At 65.2% G+C, this 22,944-nt stretch carries 16 protein-coding genes and 1 tRNA gene; 12 read left to right on the plus strand and 5 right to left on the minus strand.

Translation table 11 applies throughout. The features are described 5' to 3' along the window. Positions 1–78: 78 nt before the first annotated feature. Genes BRAD285_RS15390 through BRAD285_RS15405 form a run of 4 tightly spaced genes read left to right on the plus strand, consistent with a single transcriptional unit; the run spans position 79 to position 4,650 of the window. Positions 79–1,095, plus strand: a complete 1,017-nt coding sequence (locus tag BRAD285_RS15390) for an amino acid ABC transporter substrate-binding protein (RefSeq protein ID WP_006610450.1) — start codon at positions 79–81, stop codon at positions 1,093–1,095. Positions 1,096–1,123: 28 nt separating this feature from the next. Beyond that, a complete protein-coding gene (locus BRAD285_RS15395) occupies positions 1,124–2,329 on the plus strand; it encodes an amino acid ABC transporter permease (RefSeq protein WP_006610449.1) in 1,206 nt (401 codons plus the stop codon). A 31-nt stretch (positions 2,330–2,360) separates the two neighbouring features. Next, the gene (locus tag BRAD285_RS15400) at positions 2,361–3,881 is read left to right on the plus strand and encodes an amino acid ABC transporter permease (RefSeq protein WP_006610448.1); all 1,521 of its coding nucleotides are present in this window, start codon (positions 2,361–2,363) and stop codon (positions 3,879–3,881) included. 25 nt (positions 3,882–3,906) lie between these two features. Further along, a complete protein-coding gene (locus tag BRAD285_RS15405) occupies positions 3,907–4,650 on the plus strand; it encodes an amino acid ABC transporter ATP-binding protein (RefSeq protein WP_006610447.1) in 744 nt (247 codons plus the stop codon). A 66-nt stretch (positions 4,651–4,716) separates the two neighbouring features. Here BRAD285_RS15405 and BRAD285_RS15410 read toward each other — a convergent pair whose 3' ends face one another. The 4 genes from BRAD285_RS15410 to BRAD285_RS15425 form a co-directional block, all read right to left on the minus strand. Further along, positions 4,717–5,751, minus strand: a complete 1,035-nt coding sequence (locus BRAD285_RS15410; protein WP_006610446.1) for a cysteine synthase A — start codon at positions 5,749–5,751, stop codon at positions 4,717–4,719. 82 nt (positions 5,752–5,833) lie between these two features. After that, positions 5,834–7,066, minus strand: a complete 1,233-nt coding sequence (locus tag BRAD285_RS15415) for a cyclopropane-fatty-acyl-phospholipid synthase family protein (protein ID WP_006610445.1) — start codon at positions 7,064–7,066, stop codon at positions 5,834–5,836. A 106-nt stretch (positions 7,067–7,172) separates the two neighbouring features. Then, the gene (locus tag BRAD285_RS15420; RefSeq protein WP_006610444.1) at positions 7,173–8,015 is read right to left on the minus strand and encodes a DUF1365 domain-containing protein; all 843 of its coding nucleotides are present in this window, start codon (positions 8,013–8,015) and stop codon (positions 7,173–7,175) included. Between the two features lie 7 nt (positions 8,016–8,022). Further along, positions 8,023–9,336, minus strand: a complete 1,314-nt coding sequence (locus tag BRAD285_RS15425) for an NAD(P)/FAD-dependent oxidoreductase (RefSeq protein WP_006610443.1) — start codon at positions 9,334–9,336, stop codon at positions 8,023–8,025. 299 nt (positions 9,337–9,635) lie between these two features. Between BRAD285_RS15425 and BRAD285_RS15430 the strand changes: the two genes are divergently transcribed. From BRAD285_RS15430 to BRAD285_RS35780, 6 genes are read left to right on the plus strand one after another with little or no spacing between them, the layout of a single operon-like run. Continuing rightward, a complete protein-coding gene (locus BRAD285_RS15430) occupies positions 9,636–11,159 on the plus strand; it encodes an efflux transporter outer membrane subunit (RefSeq protein ID WP_006610442.1) in 1,524 nt (507 codons plus the stop codon). Next, positions 11,149–12,564, plus strand: coding sequence for an efflux RND transporter periplasmic adaptor subunit (locus BRAD285_RS15435; RefSeq protein ID WP_006610441.1), 1,416 nt, complete (start codon positions 11,149–11,151; stop codon positions 12,562–12,564). Before BRAD285_RS15430 ends, BRAD285_RS15435 begins: the two co-directional genes overlap by 11 nt. 45 nt (positions 12,565–12,609) lie before the next feature. After that, positions 12,610–15,738: an efflux RND transporter permease subunit gene (locus tag BRAD285_RS15440; protein ID WP_006610440.1), complete on the plus strand. Its 3,129-nt coding sequence runs from the start codon at positions 12,610–12,612 to the stop codon at positions 15,736–15,738. Continuing rightward, positions 15,738–18,842, plus strand: coding sequence for an efflux RND transporter permease subunit (locus tag BRAD285_RS15445; protein WP_006610439.1), 3,105 nt, complete (start codon positions 15,738–15,740; stop codon positions 18,840–18,842). Before BRAD285_RS15440 ends, BRAD285_RS15445 begins: the two co-directional genes overlap by 1 nt. A 39-nt stretch (positions 18,843–18,881) precedes the next feature. Continuing rightward, positions 18,882–19,625, plus strand: coding sequence for a tRNA-uridine aminocarboxypropyltransferase (locus BRAD285_RS15450; RefSeq protein ID WP_006610438.1), 744 nt, complete (start codon positions 18,882–18,884; stop codon positions 19,623–19,625). 49 nt (positions 19,626–19,674) lie between these two features. Continuing rightward, entirely contained in the window at positions 19,675–19,848 is a 174-nt protein-coding gene (locus tag BRAD285_RS35780; protein ID WP_006610437.1) for a hypothetical protein, read from the plus strand. Between the two features lie 47 nt (positions 19,849–19,895). Here the strand turns inward: BRAD285_RS35780 and BRAD285_RS15455 are convergent. Further along, positions 19,896–19,969: transfer RNA gene (locus BRAD285_RS15455), tRNA-Cys, on the minus strand. Positions 19,970–20,427: 458 nt separating this feature from the next. Here BRAD285_RS15455 and BRAD285_RS15460 point away from each other — a divergent pair. Together BRAD285_RS15460 and BRAD285_RS15465 are read left to right on the plus strand one after the other, a co-directional pair. Then, positions 20,428–21,003: a ubiquinol-cytochrome c reductase iron-sulfur subunit gene (locus tag BRAD285_RS15460; protein ID WP_006610436.1), complete on the plus strand. Its 576-nt coding sequence runs from the start codon at positions 20,428–20,430 to the stop codon at positions 21,001–21,003. A gap of 103 nt (positions 21,004–21,106) precedes the next feature. Continuing rightward, complete coding sequence (locus BRAD285_RS15465; protein WP_006610435.1) at positions 21,107–22,849, plus strand: methanol/ethanol family PQQ-dependent dehydrogenase; 1,743 nt, start codon at positions 21,107–21,109, stop codon at positions 22,847–22,849. Positions 22,850–22,944: the final 95 nt, after the last annotated feature.

Here is a 22,944-nt window from a genome sequence, read left to right on the forward strand (position 1 = left end):
AAAGGCGGATTCAGGTCGGCCCCATCCACGCGCTGAGATTTCATCGCTCCCCAAGGACGACCGCGAAAGGCTGTATTTATGAAACGCGTCACTCTTGCTCTGACTCTTGCTCTCGCCCCGGTGCTGGCGAGCGTCGGCGCCCAAGCCGAAACGCTCAAGACCGTCAAGGATCGCGGCATGCTTGCCTGCGGCGTCAGCCAGGGTCTGCCCGGTTTCTCGAACCCGGACGACAAGGGCAACTGGACCGGGCTCGACGTCGACGTCTGCCGCGCCATTGCCGCCGCGATCTTCAACGATCCGACCAAGGTCAAGTTTGTTCCGCTGTCCGCCAAGGATCGCTTTACTGCACTGCAGTCGGGCGAAGTTGACGTGCTGTCCCGCAATACGACCTGGACGCTGTCACGTGACACCTCGCTGGGCGCGAACTTCGCCGGCATCACCTACTATGACGGCCAGGGCTTCATGGTGAAGAAGGCCCTCAAGGTCAATTCGGCGCTGGAGCTCAACAGCGCCTCGGTCTGCGTGCAGACCGGCACCACCACTGAGCAGAACCTTGCCGACTACTTCAAGGCCAACAAGATGAAGTACGAGGTGATCGCGTTCGCCGGCGCCGACGAGACCGTGAAGGCCTATGAGTCCGGACGCTGTGACGTGTTCACCACCGACGTCTCTGGCCTCTACGCCGAGCGCCTGAAGCTCTCCAATCCGGCCGACCACGTCGTGCTGCCCGAGGTGATCTCGAAGGAGCCGCTCGGTCCGATGGTGCGTCACGGTGACGACCAGTGGTTCGACATCGTAAAGTGGACGCTGTTCGGGCTGATCACGGCCGAGGAAATGGGCGTCACCCAGGCGAACGTCGACGAGATGGCGAAGTCCGACAAGCCCGACTTCAAGCGCGCTTTCGGTACCGACGGCAATCTCGGCGAGCAGCTCGGCCTGACCAAGGACTGGTTCTCGCGGATCGTGAAGGCCGTCGGAAACTACGGCGAGATGTATGACCGCAACGTCGGCGCCAACTCCAAGCTGCAGATCGCGCGTGGTCTGAACCAGCTCTGGAACAAGGGCGGCCTGCAATACGCGCCGCCGATCCGCTAATAGCTGCACGAGATCGGGGCTGCGGCGAATGAGCATCGAAGCGAGGCTACCGCCTCCGCAATATGGGCTTCGTCTGAAGCGCATGCTCGGAGGCAAGGCAGGATGGAACGGCATCATCCTGCAGATCCTGTTCGTCGCAGTCCTGGTGTGGGTTGGCTATGAGATCATAGCCAACGCCCGCAGCAACCTGGCGGCCCAGCGCATCACGTCGGGCTTCGGGTTTCTCAACAATACGGCCGGGTTCGATGTGAACCAGGCCCTGATCAGCTACTCCGGCTCGGACAGCTATAGCCGCGTGCTGATCGTCGGCGTTCTCAATACGCTGCTGGTGTCGGTCATCGGCATCGTGCTGGCAACGATCCTCGGCTTCCTCGTCGCGCTCGGCCGGCTGTCTCCCAATGCTCTGCTGTCGCGGGTGTCGGGCGCCTATGTCGAGCTGATCCGCAACCTGCCTTTGCTGTTCCAGATCCTGTTCTGGTATCTCGCGGTGCTCGCGGCGTTGCCGGGACCGCGCCAGAGCATTTCGCTGTTTTCGACCTTCTTCCTCAACAACCGCGGCTTCATCGTTCCACGTGCGGTCGAGGAGCCGGGCCTGATGCCGTTCCTGATCGCGCTCGGTGTCGCGATCGCAGGCTCGATCGGCCTGCGCTTCTATGCGCGGCGCGAGTTGTTCGTGCGCGGCCATGCGATGCGAATCTGGCCCTACGTGTTGGGAATGCTGATGGGCCTGCCGCTCATTGCGATGCTCGTGTTCGGCGCGCCCATCGCATGGGAGGTGCCGGTGCTGAAGGGCTTCAACTTCGCCGGCGGCTCGCGCATCATTCCCGAGCTCGTCGCGCTGACGCTGGCGCTGACGATGTATACGGCGTCGTTCATCGCCGAGGTCGTCCGCGCCGGTATCCTCTCCGTGCACAAGGGGCAGATGGAAGCGGGGCTGTCGCTCGGCCTCAGCCGCGGCACCGTGCTGCGTCTGATCGTGGTGCCGCAGGCGCTGCGGGTGATCCTGCCGCCGCTGACCAATCAGTATCTGAACCTGACCAAGAACTCATCGCTCGCGGTGGCCATCGGCTATCCCGACCTGGTGTCGGTGTTCGCCGGCACCACCATGAGCCAGACCGGGCAGGCCATCGAGATCATCGGCATCACCATGGGCGTCTATCTGGCGCTGTCGCTGATCACGAGCGCGCTGATGAGCTTCTACAGCTGGCGGCTCGGCAAGAGACTCGGTGCATGAGGATGATTGAGCGCATGACGAGATTTGGCGCATGACCGATATCACCGCTTCGACCTTCATTCGTCAGGACATGGCCGGGGAACGCCCGGCGCCGGTGAAGACGACGGGCTTCGTCGGATTCGTCCGCACCCGGCTCCTGAACTCGCCGACCAACATCCTGCTCACGCTGGTCAGCGCGCTGTTGATCTGGTTCACCGTGATCCCGGCGTTGAAGTTCATGCTGGTGGATGCGGTCTGGGTCGGCAAGGATCGTGATGCCTGTCTGGCGGAGAACGCAGGGCGTGCGGTCGGCGCCTGCTGGCCATACGTTTCGGCGAAGTTCGGCCAGTTCATGTACGGCTTCTATCCGGACGCCGAGCGCTGGCGGGTCAATCTGACCTATCTGCTCGCGGTGGTGCTGCTGGTGCCGCTGCTGATCCCGCGCCTGCCGGCGAAGGGGCTGAACGCGGGGCTGTTCTTCTTCGCGCTGCCGGTGGTCGCGTTCTTCCTGCTGTATGGCGGTGGCCTTTCCGGCTTCGGCGTGAGCTGGACGACCAGCACGCTGCAGCTGTTCGTCGAGAGCATCGATACGGCGGGCAACGCGCTGGTTCGTGCCGGCGACAGCGTGCCTGTGGTGGGCATGCTGTTGTGGCTGCTCGGCAAGCTCGTCGTGCTGATCGGAACGCTGTTCTCGCTGGTGATCTGGCCATTGGTCTGGATCCGCCATGAGCTGCAGCAATCGCATCAGCCGGTGTGGAATGATCTCGTGCTCACGGGCATCGTGGTCACCGCGCTCGTGTTCGTGATCGGCGGCGGGAGCAGGGCGCTGCGCTCGGTCATCGCGACGGCCGCGACCTTCGTCGGCATCGCCATCGTCATCGCTGTGATGGGCCTCGACCATGGCGGTCTGCAGATCATCGACACCCGGCTGTGGGGCGGCATGCTGGTGACGCTGGTCGTCTCGGTCATCGGCATCGTCGCCTCGATGCCGATCGGCATTGCGCTGGCGCTCGGGCGGCGCTCGACGATTCCGCTGATCCGCATCTTCTCGATTGCCTTCATCGAGCTGGTGCGCGGCGTGCCGCTGATCACCGTGCTGTTCTTCGCGACCTACATGCTGCCGTTGTTCCTGCCCGGCAATGTCAGGGTCGACGGCCTGGTGCGTGCGCTGATCGGCGTCGCGCTGTTCTCCGGCGCCTACATGGCCGAGGTGATCCGTGGCGGCCTGCAGGCCATTCCGCGCGGGCAGGCGGAAGCGGCGAGCGCGCTCGGCCTGTCCTGGTGGAAGACGACGAGCTTCATCGTCCTGCCGCAGGCGCTGCGCCATGTCATTCCGGGCATCGTCAACAGCTTCATCTCGCTGTTCAAGGACACCTCGCTGGTGTCGATCGTGGCGCTGTTCGACCTGCTCGGCAGCCTCAAGGCCTCGTTCGCCGATCCGGTCTGGGCGACGCCGACCACGGCGTTCACCGGCTTTGCCTTCACCGGACTGATCTACTTCGCCTTCTGCTTCGGCATGTCACGCTACTCCCTGCTGGTCGAGCGCCGTCTCAACGCGCACCGGCGCAATTGAACAAGACATCACGAGTCACCGAACCATGTCTGCAAACTCCATCGTCAGCATCTCCGCGCTCAACAAATGGTACGGCGAGTTTCACGTGCTGCGTGACATCAACATGTCCGTCGCCAAAGGCGAGCGCATCGTGATCTGCGGTCCCTCCGGCTCGGGCAAGTCGACCCTGATCCGCTGCATCAATGCGCTGGAGGAATTCCAGGAGGGCGAGATCAATGTCGACGGCATCGATCTCGGCCCGAACCTCAAGCGCGTCGACGAGGTGCGCCGCGAGGTCGGCATGGTGTTCCAGAGCTTCAACCTGTTCCCGCATCTGACCGTGCTGGAGAACTGCACCCTGGCGCCGATCTGGGTGCGCAACATTCCGCAGAAGGAAGCCGAAGCGACCGCGATGAAGTTCCTGGAGCGGGTCAAGATCCCGCATCAGGCGCAGAAATATCCGGGCCAGATGTCCGGCGGTCAGCAGCAGCGCGTGGCGATCGCTCGCGCGCTGACGATGAATCCGAAGGTCATGCTGTTCGACGAGCCGACCTCGGCGCTCGACCCGGAGATGGTCAAGGAGGTGCTCGACACCATGGTCGACCTCGCCAAGGAGGGCATGACCATGCTGGTCGTCACCCACGAAATGGGCTTCGCCCGCGAGGTCGCCAACCGCGTCGTTTTCATGGACGCCGGCCAGATCATCGAGTCGAACACGCCGCAGGAATTCTTCGCCAACCCGCAGCATGCGCGCAGCAAGCTGTTCCTGAGCCAGATCCTGCGGCATTGATGAGCAGCCAGTAGAAACTTGCGAATGCGAGTGAACGAGTTTTCGTTCGCTACTCGCTACTCGCGCTCACACGAACGGCGGCGTGATGCCGCTGCGGCGCTCCAGCCATTCCGGCACCGGCAGGTTCTTCGAGCGCATGAACTCCGGGTTGTACAGCTTCGACTGATAGCGCGTGCCGGAGTCGCACAGGATGGTCACGATGGTGTGGCCGGGGCCGAGCTTCCGGGCGAGCTGCACCGCGCCGGCGACGTTGACGCCGGTCGAGCCGCCCAGGCACAGGCCTTCATGCTGCACGAGATCGTAGATCGTGTTGACCGCCTCTTCGTCCGAGACCAGGAACGCGTCATCGACCTTCGCGGTCTCGATCACCGGTGTCACGCGGCCGATGCCGATGCCCTCGGTAATGGAATCGCCGGGCGTCGATTTGACCTCGCCATTCTTGAACCAATTGTACATCGCAAAGCCGTGCGGATCGGCGCAGGCGGTGACGATGTCCTTGCTCCTGTCCTTCAGATAGCGGCTGGTGCCTGCGATGGTGCCGCCGGTGCCGACGGCGCAGATGAACGCATCGACCTTGCCGTCGGTCTGCTCCCAGATCTCCGGGCCCGTCGACTCGTAATGCGCCTTGGCATTGTCGAGATTGTTCCACTGGTCGGCGAACAGCACGCCGTTGGGCTCGGTCTTGCGCAGCTCGTCGGCAAGCCGGCGGCCGACATGCTGATAGTTGTTGGGATTGTTGAACGGCAGGGCGGGGACCTCGACCAGATCGGCGCCGCACAGCCGCAGCATGTCCTTCTTTTCCTGGCTCTGCGTCTCCGGGATCACGATCAAGGTGCGATAGCCGCGTGCGGCTGCGACCACCGCGAGCCCGATGCCGGTGTTGCCGGCGGTGGCTTCAACGACGAGCCCGCCGGGCTTCAGATCGCCGCGCTTCTCAGCCTCGAGGATCATCCACTTGCCGGCGCGGTCCTTGACCGACTGGCCCGGATTCATGAACTCGGCCTTGCCGAGAATAGTGCAGCCCGTCGCCTCCGAGGCGCGCTGGAGCTTGATCAGGGGCGTGTTGCCGATCGCCTGGACGACGTCGTTTCTTATGGCCATTTTCAAATACCTTGGGCAGCTTCCTCAACCAGATCTAGGAAGACCCTAGCCCAGTCTCCAGTGCGGCGTAAGCCGCCGGCCGTCAGGCCCCGGATTTGGCGAACACGACCTGCCTGACGTCGATGTTCCCCGACAGGAAACCTGCTTCGCAGTAGGAGAGATAATACTCCCACAGCCGGCGGAAGCGTTCGTCGAATCCGGCGGGCGTCAAGCCCGGCCAAGCCGCGCGAAAATTGTTGCGCCAGATCGCCAGCGTCTTGGCATAATCTTCCCCGAAGATCCGCTCGCGGATAACGGGTATGCCAAACCGTTCGCCAAGCGACTTCAGGATCTGCGGCGTCGGCAACATGCCGCCGGGGAAGACGTAGCGCTGGATGAAATCGACCTCGCGCCGATAGTGGTGAAACAGGCTGTCCTGGATGGTAATCGCCTGGACACCGGCGAGCCCGCCGGGCAGCAAGCGGTCTCGCAGCTGCGAGAAATATTTCGGCCAGAACTCTTCACCGACGGCCTCGATCATCTCGATCGAGGCGATGCGGTCGTAACGGTCGCGCTCGTCGCGATAGTCCTGCAGGCGGATCTCCACCTTCTCGGAAAGGCCGGCCTCATGGATGCGGCGCTGCGCGAAATCGCGCTGCTGTTCGCTGATGGTCAGCCCCACCACCTTGGTGCCGAACGTCTTGGCCGCGTATTCGGCGAAGCCGCCCCAGCCGCAGCCGATCTCCAGCAGCGTCTGCCCGGGCTTCAGATCGATCGCCTCGGCCAGCCGCTTGTATTTGTTGGTCTGCGCGGCCGTGAGGTCGGTGGTGTGCTCCTCGAACAGCGCCGAGGAATAGGTCATGCTCGGATCGAGCCAGGACGAGTAGAACGCATTGCCGATATCGTAATGGGCGTAGATGTTGCGCTTCGCCTGGCGCTTAGTGTTGCGGTTGAACCAGTGCCGCACCAGCTGGGCGAACCGGATCAGCGGCTTGTCTTCCAGCATGGCCTGCAGCAGATGCTGGTTGACGCAGAACAGATAAAGAAATTGCGTCAGGTCCGGCGTGTCCCAGTCGCCATTGAGATAGGCCTCCGCAATGCCGATGTCGCCGCCATTGATGATGCCCGCGGCGAAGCCGTAATTGGCCAGGATCATCGCCGCCGCCGGACCCGGCTCGGCGCCGCCGAGCCGGACGATACGGCCGTCGGGCAGGGTCACGTCGAGCGTTCCCTTCCTCAGCCGCGAGCCGAAGCCCAGCGCGAGCCGCGGCAGGCGGGGCAGATCGGCGAGCACTTTGTCGATGTTGGCGGGGGTAACTGGGATGACGTCCGGCATGGCAGGTCCATTCACGCAAACGGCTCGGCGTCCGCGCCTCCCATGCGGCTGCCGGTGAGGCGCCATCGGGTGATTGGCTGGAGCAGAGCGCGCTGCCCGTTTCCGGTCAGCGCTGAGATATATAAGCGTGGCTGTCGTTTCTCGCCAAGCCGGTATCGGTTCCCGATCCCGTCGTGCCGCCGCGCGGAACGAGCCGGACGCCCTTGATCCAGAGCCGCAGCGCCTCCCAATGGATGGCGCCGAAGATCTTCAAGGTGACCAGGGGCAGGGAGCCGAACGCGGCGAGCAGCGAGTGCGACGTCAGGCCGCGGCGGCGGCCTGAGAAGGTGGCGGCGAGCAGCGGGCCATCGGCTCCGGTCTCCAGGATCCGCAACTTGACGTTGGCGCCCGGCGGCGTGACCCGGAAGTGGTAGCGCATCGCCATGTCGATGAAGGGCGAGACGTAGAAGGTCTTGTCCTGCTCCTGGCGCAGCCCCGCATCGGTGAGCTCGCCCGGCGCGACCGGCAGCACATAGGGCTTGATCTCGCCGAAGGTGTTGCGGACCTCGTAGATCATCAGCGCCAGCGTGCCATCGCTGCGATAGCAGAAATACACCGAGAGCGGATTGAAGACGTAGCCGAGCAGACGTGGATAGCACAGCAATAGAACCCGTCCGCCGCTGAGATCGACGCCGTGCTCCGACGCGCAGCTCTGCGCATAGGCGAGCAGCGACGAGCCGTCACGAGGGCCATGGTCTCGCTCGTGAAAGCTGTAGAGCGCGCGGCGATTGACGCCGAACAGCGCGGACTGCCGGTCAGCCTCACCGAGGCGGCCGACATCGATCAGCAGGCTCATCACGCGATACTGGAAGCGATGCGTGGTCGGTCGCATGCGGGCATGCATGACCTCGCCGACATAAAGCGCGGCTGCCGGCGCCTGCTCGTGCTGTGCTCGTTGGTCCGGGGTCATATCCTGTCTATTCCGCAGCTTCGGCGAGCTCGGCGGGAAGCCCACGCCACGGCACGGGCGCGCCGAGTGCCTCCGCCACAGCGAGGCCCGAGCGCAGCCCGTCCTCGTGGAAACCATAGCCGGTCCAGGCGCCGCAGAACCAGGTGTGGCGCTGCCCCTGAATCGCTGCCAGACGCTTCTGCGCCGCAAAGGCGGCAGCCGTGTATTGCGGATGCTCACAGACATAATTGCCGAAAGTCAGCTCCGGAGCCGGAGCGAAGGGGGGATTGAGGCTGACGAACAGCGGCTTGTCATGGTCGATGCCCTGGAGATTGTTCATCCAATAGGTCACCGCCACGTCGTTCATCGGAACGCCCTCGCGCTGCCAGCGCAGGAAATTCCACGACGCCCAGGCGCGCCGCCGCTTCGGCATCAACCTGCTGTCGCGGTGCAGATAGATCGTGTTGGGCGAATATTTGATCGCGCCGAGCACGCTGCGCTCCTGCTCATCGGCGTCGGAAAGCATCGCGAGCGCCTGGTCGCTATGTGCAGCGATGACGACGTGATCGTAGGTCTCGCGATGGCCGCTGCTGTCCTGAACGACGACACCATGGGGCCTGCGCTCGATTGATGTCACGGCGCTGCCAAGCCTGACATGATTGCGGAAGCTCGCGGTCAGCTTCTCGACATAACGACGGCTGCCCCCCTTCACCGTGCGCCAGACCGGGCGATCATACTGCAGCAACCGATGGTTGCTGAAGAAGGCCACGAAGTTCTCGGCCGGAAAGTCCAGCATTTCGGACGCCGGTGCCGACCAGATCGCGGCGCCCATCGGCGCCAGGTAATCCGTGAGCAGGCGCGGGGCGAAATGATTTTGGCGGAAGTAGTCGCCGAGTGTCAGTCCCTCCAGGCGGCCAGCCTTGAAATCGGCCGTGCTCTGCTCGTTGAAGGTGAGGATGTCCCTGAGCATCCACAGATAGGATGTCGACAGCAGGTTGCTCGGCTGGGCGAACAGGCCCTTGGCGGTGTCGAACCAGGTGTTGCCGCCGCCTTTCCATTCGAACCGGCCGGCATCCGCCGTGACGGCGAAGCTCATGCTGCTGTCGACCGTCTCGACCCCGAGATGGTCGAACAGCGCCGTCAATTCCGGATAATTCAGCTCATTGTAGACGATGAAGCCGATGTCGACCGACACCGGCGTTCCGGCATAATCGATCGTCACGGTGTGGCTGTGGCCGCCGGGACGGAGATCTCGCTCGTAGACGGTGATCGGATAACGCTTCGCCAAGGACCAGGCTGCGGCATTGCCCGCAATACCCGTTCCAACCACCGCAACTCGCATCGACGTCCCCCCTCAAGTTCACGTGCAAGTTACGGGGCCGCCGCCAAAGGGTTTCAGAGCGCGTTCCGAACGTCACACCACACCCCTAAATCGCACGCGACAGATGAAATCTTGGTAAGGCTGTCCGCGCAGACGGAGGGGCGCATTTGCACGAAAACCCGCTGAATTACGGGAGAATCGGCGATTCCTGTGCCATTGTCGGCGGGCCGACGGCCAGGGGACGGGGCAGCTGCAGGGCTGTCCGGCGCTATGGGCTGCGGCTAGAATGATTCCCAAGACTACAGGGAAGCATCACGCCAGTGTCCATCGTGCCGATTGCCGTCGACGAGCCTTGCCGCGCGTCCGTTCACACGCGGACCGTCGCCGGAAAGCCGGACAACCGCGCGCCGGTTGGCCTGCGGCATTTCGTCCGCTTGATCGCCGCGCTCGGATTGGCGGCGAGCTCCGCCGGTTGTCTGCTGACGCAGGATATCCCTGATCCCGCCCTCGATCTGCCCAAGCGCTACAAGTCCGCGTCCGGCGCGGACATCGCTGCGCCGCCGGCGCTGGATTGGTGGCGCGGCTTCGGCTCCCGCGAGCTGACCCAGCTGATGGAGGAGGCGCAGAGCGTCAACCTCGACATCGCCGCCGCCGTGGCGCGGTTCAGGCAGGCCGACGCGCTGGCGCGGCAGGCCGGCGCGGCGCTGCTGCCGAGCCTGTCGGCCAACGGGCAGGAGACCTATTCGCGCACGTCAGGCTCGAGCTCGAGCGGGCTCACCAACGGCGGCCGCGAGGTCGTCAACTATCAGGCCTCGCTGTCGGCGAGCTATCAGCTCGACTTCTTCGGCCAGAACCGCGACGCCTTGCAGGCGGCCGAGGAGACGGCGGTCGCCAATCGCTTCGATCGCGATGTCACCCAGCTGACCACGCTGGCCACCGTCGCCAACGCCTATTTCCAGGTGCTCGCGGCACAGGACCGCATCCGCACCGCCGAGCGCAATATCACCAGCGCCACGCGGGTGCTCGATGCGATTCGCGAGCGGCAGAAGGCGGGCACCGGCAACGACCTCGATGTCGCCCAGCAGGAGAGCGTGCTCGCCAACCAGAAGGCCGCGGTGCCGCCGTTGCGCCAGACTCTCGACCAGAACGTCAATGCACTCGCCGTGCTGGTGTCGCGCTCGCCTGAGGGCATCCACATCTCCGGCGGGTCGCTGGACCAGATCAGGACGCCGCGGGTCACGCCGGGGCTGCCGTCGGAGCTGCTGACGCAGCGGCCTGACATCCGCAGGCAGGAAGCCCAGCTCGCCTCGGCCACGGCGAATGTCGGCAGTGCGCGGGCGCAGTTCTTCCCGAGCATCCAGCTGACCGGCAATGGCGGCTACCAGAGTGCGGCGCTGGTTTCGCTGTTTCAGCCGCATGCGGCGTTCTTCAGCCTGGCCGGCAGCCTGACCCAGCCGATCTTCGACGGCGGCCGGATCCTCGGCAATTTCGAGAATGCCAAAGCGCGCCAGGACGAGCTGCTGCAGACCTATCGCAAGACGGTCATCCAGTCGTTCACAGACGTCAACAATGCGCTGTTCGCGATCAAGCAGACGACGCTGCGGCTGCAACTGCAGCGGCAGGTCGTCGCGTCCTCCCGCCGGGCCTTCGAGCTGTCGGAGCAGCAGCTCCGCGCAGGAACCGCCGACATCGTCACTGTCTTGAACACCCAATTGACGCTGTTTCAGGCCGAAGACGTACTGTGGCAGGCACAGCTCGCGCGCCTGCAGGCGTATGTGAGCCTGTATCAGGCGCTCGGCGGAGGCTGGGAGCCGCGCATGGAGAAGTCGGCCGATGCTCTTTAAACCGGACGAGAAAGGAGCAGGGGCCGTGAAGCGCGCGCGATCGAGCGTGGCCCGGCGGCTGGTGTCGATCACGATCACGCTGCTGATCCTGGGCGGCCTCGGCTATATCGGCTGGATGGCGATGCAGCAGAAGCAGCAGGCCAACAACCGCTTCGCGCGACCCGACCTGCCGGTGCCGGTGCTGGCGGCATCGCCCGTCATCAAGGACGTACCGGTCTATCTCGACGGCGTCGGCGCGGTGCGTGCGTTGAACACGGTCACGGTGCGCTCGCAGGTCGACGGCAAGCTGATCGCGGTCAATTTCGTCGAGGGGCAGGACGTCAAGAAGGGCGACGTGCTCGCCGAGATCGACCCGGCGATCTATCAGGCGCAATACGACCAGGCCGTCGCGAAGAAGGCCCAGGACGAGGCGCAACTCGCCAATCAGAGGCTCGATCTTGCCCGTTACGAGCAGCTGGCGGCCAGTAATGCCGGCTCGAAGCAGCAGGCCGATACGCAGCGCGCGGTCGTCGCGCAGCAGCAGGCGCTGATCAAGGCCGACCAGGCGGCGATCGACAACACGGCGACGACCTTGAGCTACACCAAGATCGTCGCGCCGATCTCGGGACGGGCCGGCCTGCGTCAGGTCGATCAGGGTAATATCATTCACGCGTCGGACACGACGGGCCTCGTCGTGATCACCCAGTTGCAGCCGATCGCCGTGCAGTTCAGCCTGCCGCAGCAGCAGATCATGCGCGTCAATGCCGCCGCCGCCAAGGGTGCGCTTGCCGTCGACGTGTTCGGCAATGATGGTGTGACAGTCATCGACACCGGCACGTTGCGCGGCATCGACAACCAGGTCGATCAGACGACCGGCACGCTGAAGCTGAAGGCGGAGTTTCCCAACGCCAAATTCCAGCTCTGGCCCGGCCAGTTCGTCAACGTCCGCCTCAAGGTCGAGACCTTGTCCCAGGCGATCACGGTGCCGACCTCGGCCGTCCAGCGCGGGCCTGCCGGCACCTTCAGCTACGTGATCGGCGAGGGCGACATCGCCTCGGCCCATCCGGTGACGGTGGTGCAGCAGAACGAGAGCGAGGCGGTGATCGCGAGCGGCTTGAGCCCGTCCGATCGCGTGATCACGACCGGATTCGCCAATCTCGCCGACGGGGCCAAGGTCGTGGTCGGTCGTGCCGACCAGGCGCCGCAGGTCGATCTCGCGCCGCGCAAGCGCGGCCGCAATCCGCAAGGAAAGGATCAGGCCAAGGATCCTGCAAAGGACGGGGCGAAGGAGGGCGGTGCGCCTGCTGAAGGCGCGCCGAAAGACGGCGAGCGCCGTCGTAGACCCCCCGCGGATGGCCAGGGCGATGCCGGCGGCCCGCCTCAGGGACGTGGCGAGCAGGGGCGTGGCGCGAGGCCACAGCCATGATGCGATCGACAGTGACGCGATCGACAAAGTGAGGGGCCAGTCGCGATGAGCGTCTCCGAACCCTTCATCCGCCGGCCTATCGCGACGTCGCTGCTCGGCGTCGCGCTGCTGATCGGCGGCCTGCTCGGCTATCTCGCACTGCCGGTGTCGGCGCTGCCGCAGGTCGATTTCCCGACGGTCCAGGTGACGACCCAGCTCCCGGGGGCCAGCCCCGACGTGATCGCCTCGCTGATCACCGCGCCCCTCGAGCGCCAGCTCGGGCAAATCCCGTCGCTGTCGCTGATGAACTCGACGAGCTCGTTTGGCGTCAGCCAGATCTCGCTGCAGTTCGATCTCGGGCGCGACATCGACGGCGCCACGCAGGACGTGCAGGCCGCGATCAATGCAGCCGCAGGCGTGCTGCCGAAGTCGCTGCCCTATCCGCCGACCTATGCCAAGGTCAATCCGGCCGACGCGCCGGTGATGACGCTCGCATTGACCTCCGACACGATCTCCCTGCGCGCCATGAGCGACATGGCCGACACCATTCTGGCGCAGCGGCTGAGCCAGGTCTCCGGCGTCGGCCGTGTGTCCGTGCTTGGCGGATTGAAGCCCGCGGTGCGGGTGCAGGCTGATCTCGCGCGGCTCGCGGCCTACGGCATCTCGATGGAGGACCTCCGCGCGGCGATCGCCGGCGCCAATGTCTCCGGTCCCAAGGGCTCGCTCGACGGCGCGCAGCAGGCCTATCTGATCACGGCGAACGACCAGATCGCCGCCGCCGACGCCTACAAGCCGATCATCATCGCCTATCGCAACGGCTCTCCGGTGACGATCGGCGACGTCGCCACCATCGTCGACGGGCTGGAGAACGACCGCACTGGCGGCTGGTACCAGGGCGTCCCGGCCGTCATCCTCGACATCCAGCGCCAGCCCGGCGCCAATGTCATCGAGGTCGTCAGGCAGATCCGGGAGGAGATCCCCAAGCTGCAGCGGACGATCCCGGCCGGCGTGAAGCTCGCCATCGTCAGCGACCGCACCGTGACGATCCGCGCCTCGGTGCATGACGTGCAGTTCACGTTGGTGCTGAGCGTGGTGCTGGTGACGCTGGTCGTGCTGCTGTTCCTGCGCTCGATGCGCGCCACGATCATCGCCGGCGTGGCGCTGCCGCTGTCGCTGATCACGAGCTTCGGCGTGATGTATTTCGCCGGCTTCAGCCTCGACAATCTCTCGCTGATGGCACTGACGATCGGCACCGGCTTCGTGGTCGACGACGCCATCGTGATGATCGAGAACATCGTGCGCCACATGGAGAATGGCGAGAGCGCGATGAACGCGTCTCTGCGCGGCGCACGCGAAATCGGTTTCACCGTGATCTCGCTGACGGTGTCGCTGATCGCGGTGTTCATCCCGCTTTTGTTCATGTCCGGCCTGGTCGGCCGCATGTTCCGCGAATTCGCGCTGACGCTGACGATTGCCGTGGTGACATCGGCGGTGGTTTCGCTGACCCTGACGCCGATGATGTGCTCGCGGCTGCTCAAGCATGCCAGCGAGGAATGGGTGCTGCCGGGACTGAACGCCATCAGCCGCTTCATCGACCGCACCGTCGCCGTCTACCACCGCAGCCTGCTCTGGGTGCTGGACCGCCAGACCGAAACGCTGGTCGTGACCTTCGCGACGCTTGCGGCGACCCTGGCGCTCTATATCGTCGCGCCCAAGGGCTTCCTGCCGATGCAGGACACCGGCTCGATCACCGCCGTGACCGAGGCGGGGCCGGACGTGTCGTTCGCGGAGATGAGCCGGCGCCAGTCCGAGATCTCCGCCGCGATCCAGGCCGATCCCGACGTCGTCGGTGTCGTCTCGGTGATCGGCGCCGGCTCGGTCAACCCGACCACCAATGTCGGCCGCCTCGTCCTGACCTTGAAGCCGCTCGGCGAGCGCAAGGAGGGCGTGGCCGACGTGATCGAGCGGCTGAAGCAGAAGATCTCCGGCGTCCCCGGCATGACCGTGTACTTCCAGCCGGTGCAGGACGTGCAGATCTCGACGCAGGCGAGCCGCTCGCAATATCAGTACACGCTGACCGGCGCGGACGCCGCCGAAGTGTCGAAATGGGCCGGGCAGCTCGTGGCCGAGATGCGCCGTGACCCGCTGTTCCGGGACGTCTCCTCGGAAGCTCAGGAAGGTGGTCTGCGGGCCGATCTGACGATCGATCGCCAGCGCGCCGGCCAGCTGGGCATCAGCCTGCAGGCCGTGACCGACACGCTCAACGACGCCTTCGCCCAGCGCCAGATCTCCACCATCTACGGCCAGGCCAACCAGTACCGCGTGGTGCTCGAGGCGCTGCCGATGTATCAGCGCGATCCCTCGATCCTGTCCAAGCTCTATCTGCCGGGAGCAGGGGGGCAGGTGCCGCTGTCGGCGGTGGCGACCCTCAAGCGCACCACGACGCCGCTCGCGATCTCGCACCAGGCCCAATTCCCGGCGGTGTCGCTCAGCTTCAATCTCGCGCCCGGCGCGGCGCTGAGCGAGGCGGTGGACGCGCTCCACGCCACCGAGAACCGCATCGGCATGCCCGGCAGCATCATCGGGGTCTACTCGGGCGATGCCGCCGAGTTCGCCAAATCGCTGGCCGGTCAACCCTGGCTGCTGCTGGCCGCCGTCATCACGATCTACATCGTCCTCGGCGTGCTTTATGAGAGCTACATCCATCCGATCACGATCCTCTCGACGCTGCCCTCGGCCGGCGTCGGCGCCATCCTGGCGCTGATGCTGTTCGGTCAGGATCTGTCGGTGATCGGTCTGATCGGCATCATCCTGCTGATGGGCATCGTCAAGAAGAACGCGATCATGATGATCGATTTCGCGCTCGAGGCGGAGCGGCACGAGAACCGCACGCCGACCGACGCGATCGTGCAGGCCTGCCTCTTGCGCTTCCGGCCGATCATGATGACGACGCTGGCCGCGCTGTTCGGCGCGCTGCCGCTGGCGATCGAGAGCGGCACCGGCTCGGAGCTGCGCTTTCCGCTCGGCATCTCCATCATCGGCGGCCTGCTGCTCAGCCAGTTGCTGACGCTGTACACGACGCCGGTGATCTATCTCGCGCTCGACCGCATCAACCGCCGCTTCGAGCGCGCGCTGCCGCCCGCGCCCGATCTGCCGTCGCCGCCGATCGCGGGCGCCACCGAAGGCATCCAGTGATGGCCTCGATCTCCGAGCCGTTCATTCGCCGGCCGGTCGGCACCACGCTTCTCTCGATCGGCCTGTTCCTGCTCGGGATCGTCGCTTACATCTTCCTTCCGGTGGCGCCGGTCCCGAACGTCGACTTTCCGTCGATCTTCGTCAGCGCCTCGCGGCCCGGCGCCGATCCCTCGGTCATGGCGGCCACCGTCGCTGCGCCCCTGGAGCGGCGGCTCGGCGAGATCGCGGGCGTCGACCAGATCACCTCGACGAGTTCGCTCGGCACCACCAACATCCAGATCCAGTTCTCGATCGGCCGTGACATCGACAAGGCGGCGCGCGACGTGCAGGCGGCCATCAACGCCTCGCTGTCGGACCTGCCGAGCGACCTGCCGGCGCTGCCGCGCTTCCGGAAGGCGAATACGGCGGCAGCGCCCGTGTTCGTGCTGGCGCTGACCTCGAAGACGATGACGCCGAGCGCGATGTACGACGTCGCCGACACCGTGCTGGCGCAGCGCCTGTTCCAGGTGCCAGGCGTGGGCAACGTGACCGTCAGCGGCGCCGATCAGCCGGCGGTGCGCATCGCGCTCAATCCGGTGTCGCTGGCCAATGCCGGCATTGCGACCGACGACGTGCGGCTTGCCATCGTCAACGCCAATCCGATCGGGCCGGTCGGCATCTTCGAAGGCGGCCGGCAGAGCGAGACCATTGCGGTCAACAGGCAGATGCGGACCGCGGCCGAATTCCGCGACATCCTGATCAAGAGCAGCAATGGCAGTTTCGTGCGGCTGGCCGATGTGGCCGACGTCGAGGATTCCGTCCGCAACGTGCGCGCGATTGCCTGGTTCAACAAGCAGCCGGCGGTGCTGATCCAGATCGCCAAGCAGGGCGATGCCAACGTCATCGAGACCGTCGACCGGGTCAAGGCGCTGATCCCCGAGCTCAAGCAATGGATCCCCGCGGGCATCGAGATCTCGACCCTGATCGACCGCACCGGCACGATCCGCGCGTCGGTCGAGGACATGCAGTGGACTCTGCTCGCGACAGCCGTGCTGGTCATGGTGGTTGTCTTCGTGTTCCTCCGCCGGCTGGTGCCAACCGTGGCGGCCGGCGTCTCGGTACCGCTGGCGCTGGCCGGCACCTGTGCGGCGATGTGGCTCGCCGGCTTCTCGATCGACAATCTCTCGCTGATGGCGCTGGCGATCTCGGTCGGCTTCGTGGTCGACGACGCCATCGTGATGATCGAGAACATGTACCGCAATCTCGAGCACGGCCTGTCGCCAATGCGCGCCGCGCTCGATGGCGCCCGCCAGATCGGCTTCACCGTGCTGTCGATCAGCCTGTCGCTGGTCGCGGCCTTCGTGCCGCTGATCTTCATGGACGGTGTCGTCGGCCGTCTGCTGCGCGAATTCTCGCTGACGCTGACGTTTGCGATCGTGGTCTCGACCCTGGTGTCGCTGACGGTCACGCCGATGATCTGCGCGCACTACATCAAGGAGACGCTGTCCGATCGCGCCACCTGGTTCGACCGTGTGGTCGAAGGCACGCTGTCCGGCATGGTGCGCTTCTATGCCTGGACCTTGCGCGGCGTGCTGCTTTACCCATTCCTGACCTTGCTGGTGTTCTTCGCCACCATCGCGCTCACGGTGACGCTCTACATCAAGGTGCCCAAGGGCTATTTCCCGACCGACGATTCTGGCTTCATCATTGGCGCGACCAGAGCCTCGGCCGATATCTCGTTCCAGTCGATGCTGAGCCTGCAGCAGCGGCTCGCCGACATCGTGATGGCCGATCCGGCCGTGGCCGGCCTGGGCTCGACGATCGGAGGCGGCGGCGGGCCGGGCGGCGCGACGTCGAACCGCGGCACCATGTTCATCAACCTCAAGCCGCCGGCGGAGCGCGAGGGCGTCTCGACCCAGGCGGTGATCGATCGTCTCAGGCGCAGCCTGTTCATGGTGCCGGGAATCCGTCTGTTCATGTTCGCGGCGCAGGATGTGCGCGCAGGCGGCCGTCAGAGCGATTCCGACTATCAGTATACGCTCGGCAGCACTGATCTCGATCTGCTGCAGAAATGGGCGCCGATCGTCGCCAAGCGGCTGGAAACGGTCGAGGGCATCACCGACATCTCCAGCGATCGGGACCCAGGCGGGCTGCAGCTCGCGCTCAGGATCGACCGGCAAAAAGCAGCCAGCCTCGGCGTTCGCGTCCAGGACATCGACACCGCCCTGAACAACGCCTTCGCGCAGCGCCAGATCTCCATCGTCTACAGCCAGCGCAACCAGTACATGGTGGTGCTGGAGATCGATCCGAAATTTCAGACCGATCCGTCGAACCTCGATCGCATCTATGTCGCGGGAGCAGGGGATGCCCAGATCCCGCTGTCGGCGCTGGTGAAGGCCGAGCGCGGCCTGTCGCCACTCGCGGTGTTTCACTCGCAGTCGCTCCCGTCGACCACAGTGTCGTTCAACCTGCTGCCGGACGTGCCGCTGCAGATCGCGACGGCCAACATCCAGCGCGCCGTCGACGAGCTGCACATGCCCGAGGGCATCCGCGGCATGTTCGACGGCAATGCCGGCGATTTCAACAAGGGCAGCGGCCGGCAGCCGCTCTTGATCCTGTCGGCGCTGGTCGCGATGTATATCGTGCTCGGCGTGCTCTATGAGAGCCTGGCGCATCCGCTGACGATCATCTCGACCTTGCCGTCAGCCGGGCTCGGCGCGCTGCTCGCGCTGCAGGTGACCAACACGCCGCTCACGGTGATCGCCTTCGTCGGCATCATCCTGCTGATCGGCATCGTCAAGAAGAACGGCATCATGCTGGTCGACTTCGCGCTCGAGGCCGAGCGGCAGCGCGGCATGTCCTCGGCGGATGCGATCTTCGAGGCCTGCCGGGTGCGTTTCCGGCCGATCCTGATGACCACGCTCGCGGCGCTGTTCGCCGGCCTGCCGCTGGTGGTCGCGACCGGTCCCGGGACCGAGCTGCGCCGCCCGCTCGGCATCACCATCATCGGCGGCCTGCTCGTGTCGCAGATCCTGACGCTCTACACGACGCCGGTGATTTATCTGCTGATCGACCGGCTGCGCCGCCGCTCCGGGCCGGAGCCGCTGGCCGCGCCGGCCGAATGAGCCGTTGTGGTGGTCCCTGCAGACGCGTATAGGCGCGCCATGTCCGACCATTTCCATGATCACCCGCCGCTCGCCGCCGAGCCGCCGCCCGACTGCCCGCGCTGCCAGAAGCCCGAGCCGCTCTGCATCTGCGACAGCGTCACGCCGCTCGAGAGCCGGCTAGGGTTGCTGATCCTGCAGCACCCGCAGGAGCAGGACCGCGCGCTCGGAACGGCGCGGCTCGCCGCGCAGCATTTCCAGAACGCCGTGGTGAAGGTCGGGCTGTCCTGGCCGAGCCTCGCCAAGGCGCTGGGACGGCCGGTCGACGATCCCTCACGCTGGGCGATTCTCTATCTGGGCTCCGCCAAGGCCGCCGAGCTCGATCCCGAGAGCGAGGTCGTCGCGCTGACCCGCAAGGGCGAGGTCGCCGAGAACCAGCGCGCCATCCTCAAATCGATCGAGGGCGTGATCCTGCTCGACGGCACCTGGAGCCAGGCCAAGGCGCTGTGGTGGCGCAATCCCTGGATGCTGAAGTGCCAGCGCGTGATCCTCGGCCCGCGCCGTCCCTCGCGCTACGGTCAGCTGCGCCGCGAGCCCCGCAGCGACGGGCTGTCGACGATCGAGGCCGCCGGGCTGCTGATGGCGGCGCTCGAACGCCGCCCGGAGATCGCCGCGACCCTCGAGGCGAGCTTCGAACGCATGCTGGCACGGTATCGGGAGGTGGAAAAAGCCCATCCGGAGCTGACGCCGCGGCCCAAGCCCCGCGCCAAGCCGGGCTGGCGCCGCCGTAAACGGCGGGTTTAGGAACCGCGGGTACGCTTCTTGCATTGCAGCATGGAAAAGGATTCAAGCCATGCAGGAAGCAGAAAAGTCCAATGTGGTGCAGTTCCGGGATTACGCGCCGCGCCTTACCGGCCGGTCAGGTTCCGACCGCGCCAATGTGTCGGCGGGCGAGCGGGGCGCGGTGCTGACTTGGCCGCGGGCCCAGGCCGCCTATCCCGGCGGGATCGACGATCTCCCGGTCTGACGCCGGGTCCGGCGCAGTCGGTGGTCGAACCGCTTGATTTGATTGAGTGGAGGCCACGACCAGAATTGAACTGGTGTAAACGGTTTTGCAGACCGCTGCGTAACCACTCCGCCACGTGGCCTTATGGGCGGAGCAATATAGGCAATCGCTCGGTTAGGCAACCACTCTCATCGTGTGGCGGACAGCAGCGGTGATGCCTGTGGGGCGACGGGACATCCGAGACTCTCGACCGGTTTGATCAACTCCGCAGGCGAGGTCTGGGAGAGGCTGCCTACCGTGCGTTGCGCGAGAACTCGGCTGCGGCTCACCTCGGGACCGAGCGCAGGCATTCGTCGATCGACCCGACTGGTGTGCAGGATTCCATCTCACGCGCCGGATGACTGCTGCACGCGCGATGACGCGCAGCAGCGACGATTGTTGGAAAGATCGCGGCGAAATCGCGCAGCGCGCCTTGATTTCGTCAGGTTGTGTTGTTCTAATTATTCTATGTCAGGGTGCGCTGCGGGATGCGGGCTGAAGAACAGCATTCCCTGAACTCACACGACATCACGCGCAAAACATCACACGCAAAGAGCAGAGATGGACGATCACCCGACACGCCGTTCGGTGGTTCTCGGCACGCTTGCCGCTTGCGCATCGGTTGCGAGCGCCGCCGCCGATGATGATGATCCTCGCAAGGAGAAGCGGCCGCAAAAAGGCGACGTGCTCGTGTTCTCGGAGGACGCGCGAGAAGGTCAGACGATCACGCTCGACGACATGAAAGTCGGTGAGCCGCCGGTTCACGCATGGCCGAAGGATGCGGCGAACGCGATCGTGCGCGACGGCTCCCGTTTGAACGAAGTGCTGATCATCAGGCTCGATCCCAACGAGCTCGATGACGACACGCGCCCGCGCGCTGCCGAGGGTATCGTCGCCTATTCGGCGATCTGCTCGCATGCGGGATGCCCGGTGACGGCCTGGATCAAGGCCAGCGAAGGCAACGACGACGTCTTCAAATGCATGTGCCACAACTCCGAATACGATCCGCGCCGCGGCGCGCAGGTGGTGTTCGGTCCCGCGCCGCGCCGGCTCGCCGCGCTGCCTCTGGTCATCAAGGACGGTGCGCTCGTGGTCGCTGCCCCGTTCATCGGAAAGGTAGGTGGCCAGCAGGGCTGATGAGATCTCGTGTGCCTATCGGAACTCGCATCGTCACAGACAACGTCGTGAGCATCGCCACGGCGAGCCAAGAAGCGAACAACGAAGCAGGGGAGGTTTGTCCATGTCCGTCACGTCCAGCACGATCAAGCAATGGCTCTTATCGAGCGCCGTCGCATTCACCTGTCTCGCCGCACCCGCGGCAGTGGCCGGCCCGATCGACAACTACAGTCCCGTCACGCCCGCTCGGCTCGAGAACCCGGAGCCCGGCAATTGGATGCTCTATCGCCGCACCTATGACGGCCAGGGCTACAGCCCGCTCGATCAGATCAACACCACTAATGTGAAGAGCATGGTGCCGGTGTGGACCTTCGCAACCGGCGTGATCGAGGGCCATGAGGCGCCGCCGCTGGTCAACAACGGCGTCATGTTCATCACCACGCCGATGGGGCAGGTGATCGCTCTGAATGCCAAGACCGGCGATCAGTATTGGCGCTACAAGCGCGAGCTGCCCGACGATCTGTTCCAGCTGCATCCAACCAATCGCGGCGTCGGCCTGTGGCAGGACAAGCTCTACCTCGCCACCACGGACGACCACCTCGTCGCGCTCGACGCCAAGACGGGCAAGGTGCTGTGGGACAAGAAGGTCCAGGACTACAAGAAGGGCCAATATCTGACGCTGATGCCGCTCATCGTCGACGGCAAGGTGATGGTCGGCGGCTCCGGCGGCGAGTTCGGCGTGCGCGGCTACGTCGTGGCCTACGACGCTGAGGACGGCAAGGAGCTGTGGCGTACCTTCACCATTCCCGGCGAGGGCGAGCCCGGGCATGACACGTGGAGCGGCGATGACTGGAAGTCAGGCGGCGGCTCCGCCTGGATGACCGGCACCTACGACAAGGATACAAAGACGGTTTATTGGGGCGTCGGCAACGCGGCGCCGTGGCCGGGCGGCTTGCATCCCGGTGACAATCTTTACACCAGCTCGGTGATCGCGCTCGATCCTGCCACCGGCAAGATCAAGACGCACTTCCAGTATCACCAGAACGACTCATGGGATTGGGACGAGGTCGATGCGCCCATGCTCGTGGACCTGCAGCGCGACGGCCGCAGCTTCAAGAGCCTGATCCATCCCGGTCGCGACGCCATCTTCTGGGTGCTCGAGCGCGCGCCCGAGCGCATCAACTACGTCAACGGCTGGAACTTCGTCCACACCGACGTTTGGAAGGGAATCGAGCCGGAAACCGGACGGCCGATCGTCGATCCCGCGCACAAGCCGACGCTCGGCAAGCGCGTCGATTTCTGTCCATCTCTGTGGGGCGGCAAGGATTGGCCGTCAGCCGCCTACAGCCAGAAGACGCGGTTCGTCTACGTGCCGGCGAACGAGAACTTCTGCGGCGGCTTCACCGGCGAGAAGCTGCCGCTCGTTCCCGGGCAGCTGTGGCTCGGCACCAAGGCCGAGGACATCGGACTGACAGTGCGGCCCGGCGCTGATCATTTCGGCGAGCTGCAGGCGTGGGATCCGGCCTCCGGTAAGAAGGTCTGGTCGCACAACTTCCCGAAGTCGCAGCTGTTCGGCTCGGTCACCGCGACGGCAGGCGATCTCGTTCTGGTGGGCGGCACCAACGACCGGATGTTCCGGGCGTTCCATGCCAAGACCGGCGAGCTGCTGTGGGAGCAGAAGACGAACTCCGGGATCATGGGCATGCCGGTCGCCTATGAGGTCGATGGCACGCAGTACATCGCCGTGCAGTCCGGTTGGGGCGTCGACGCGCAACGCATCCAGGATGCGCTCGCCAAGGGGAATACCGGACTGGAGGACAACGTGCCGCAAGGCGGCGTCGTCTGGGTCTTCGCCGTCAAGAAATAGCTGGCGTCACCTGCATGGCGGTGGCCGCGTGCCGCCGCCATGCAGTCACCTCAAGCACCGGTCAGGCGAGGGGGAGTGAGGCGGAGGGATATGAT

It is taken from the genome of Bradyrhizobium sp. ORS 285 (assembly GCF_900176205.1).
In the GTDB taxonomy this organism is placed as follows: Bacteria; Pseudomonadota; Alphaproteobacteria; order Rhizobiales; family Xanthobacteraceae; genus Bradyrhizobium.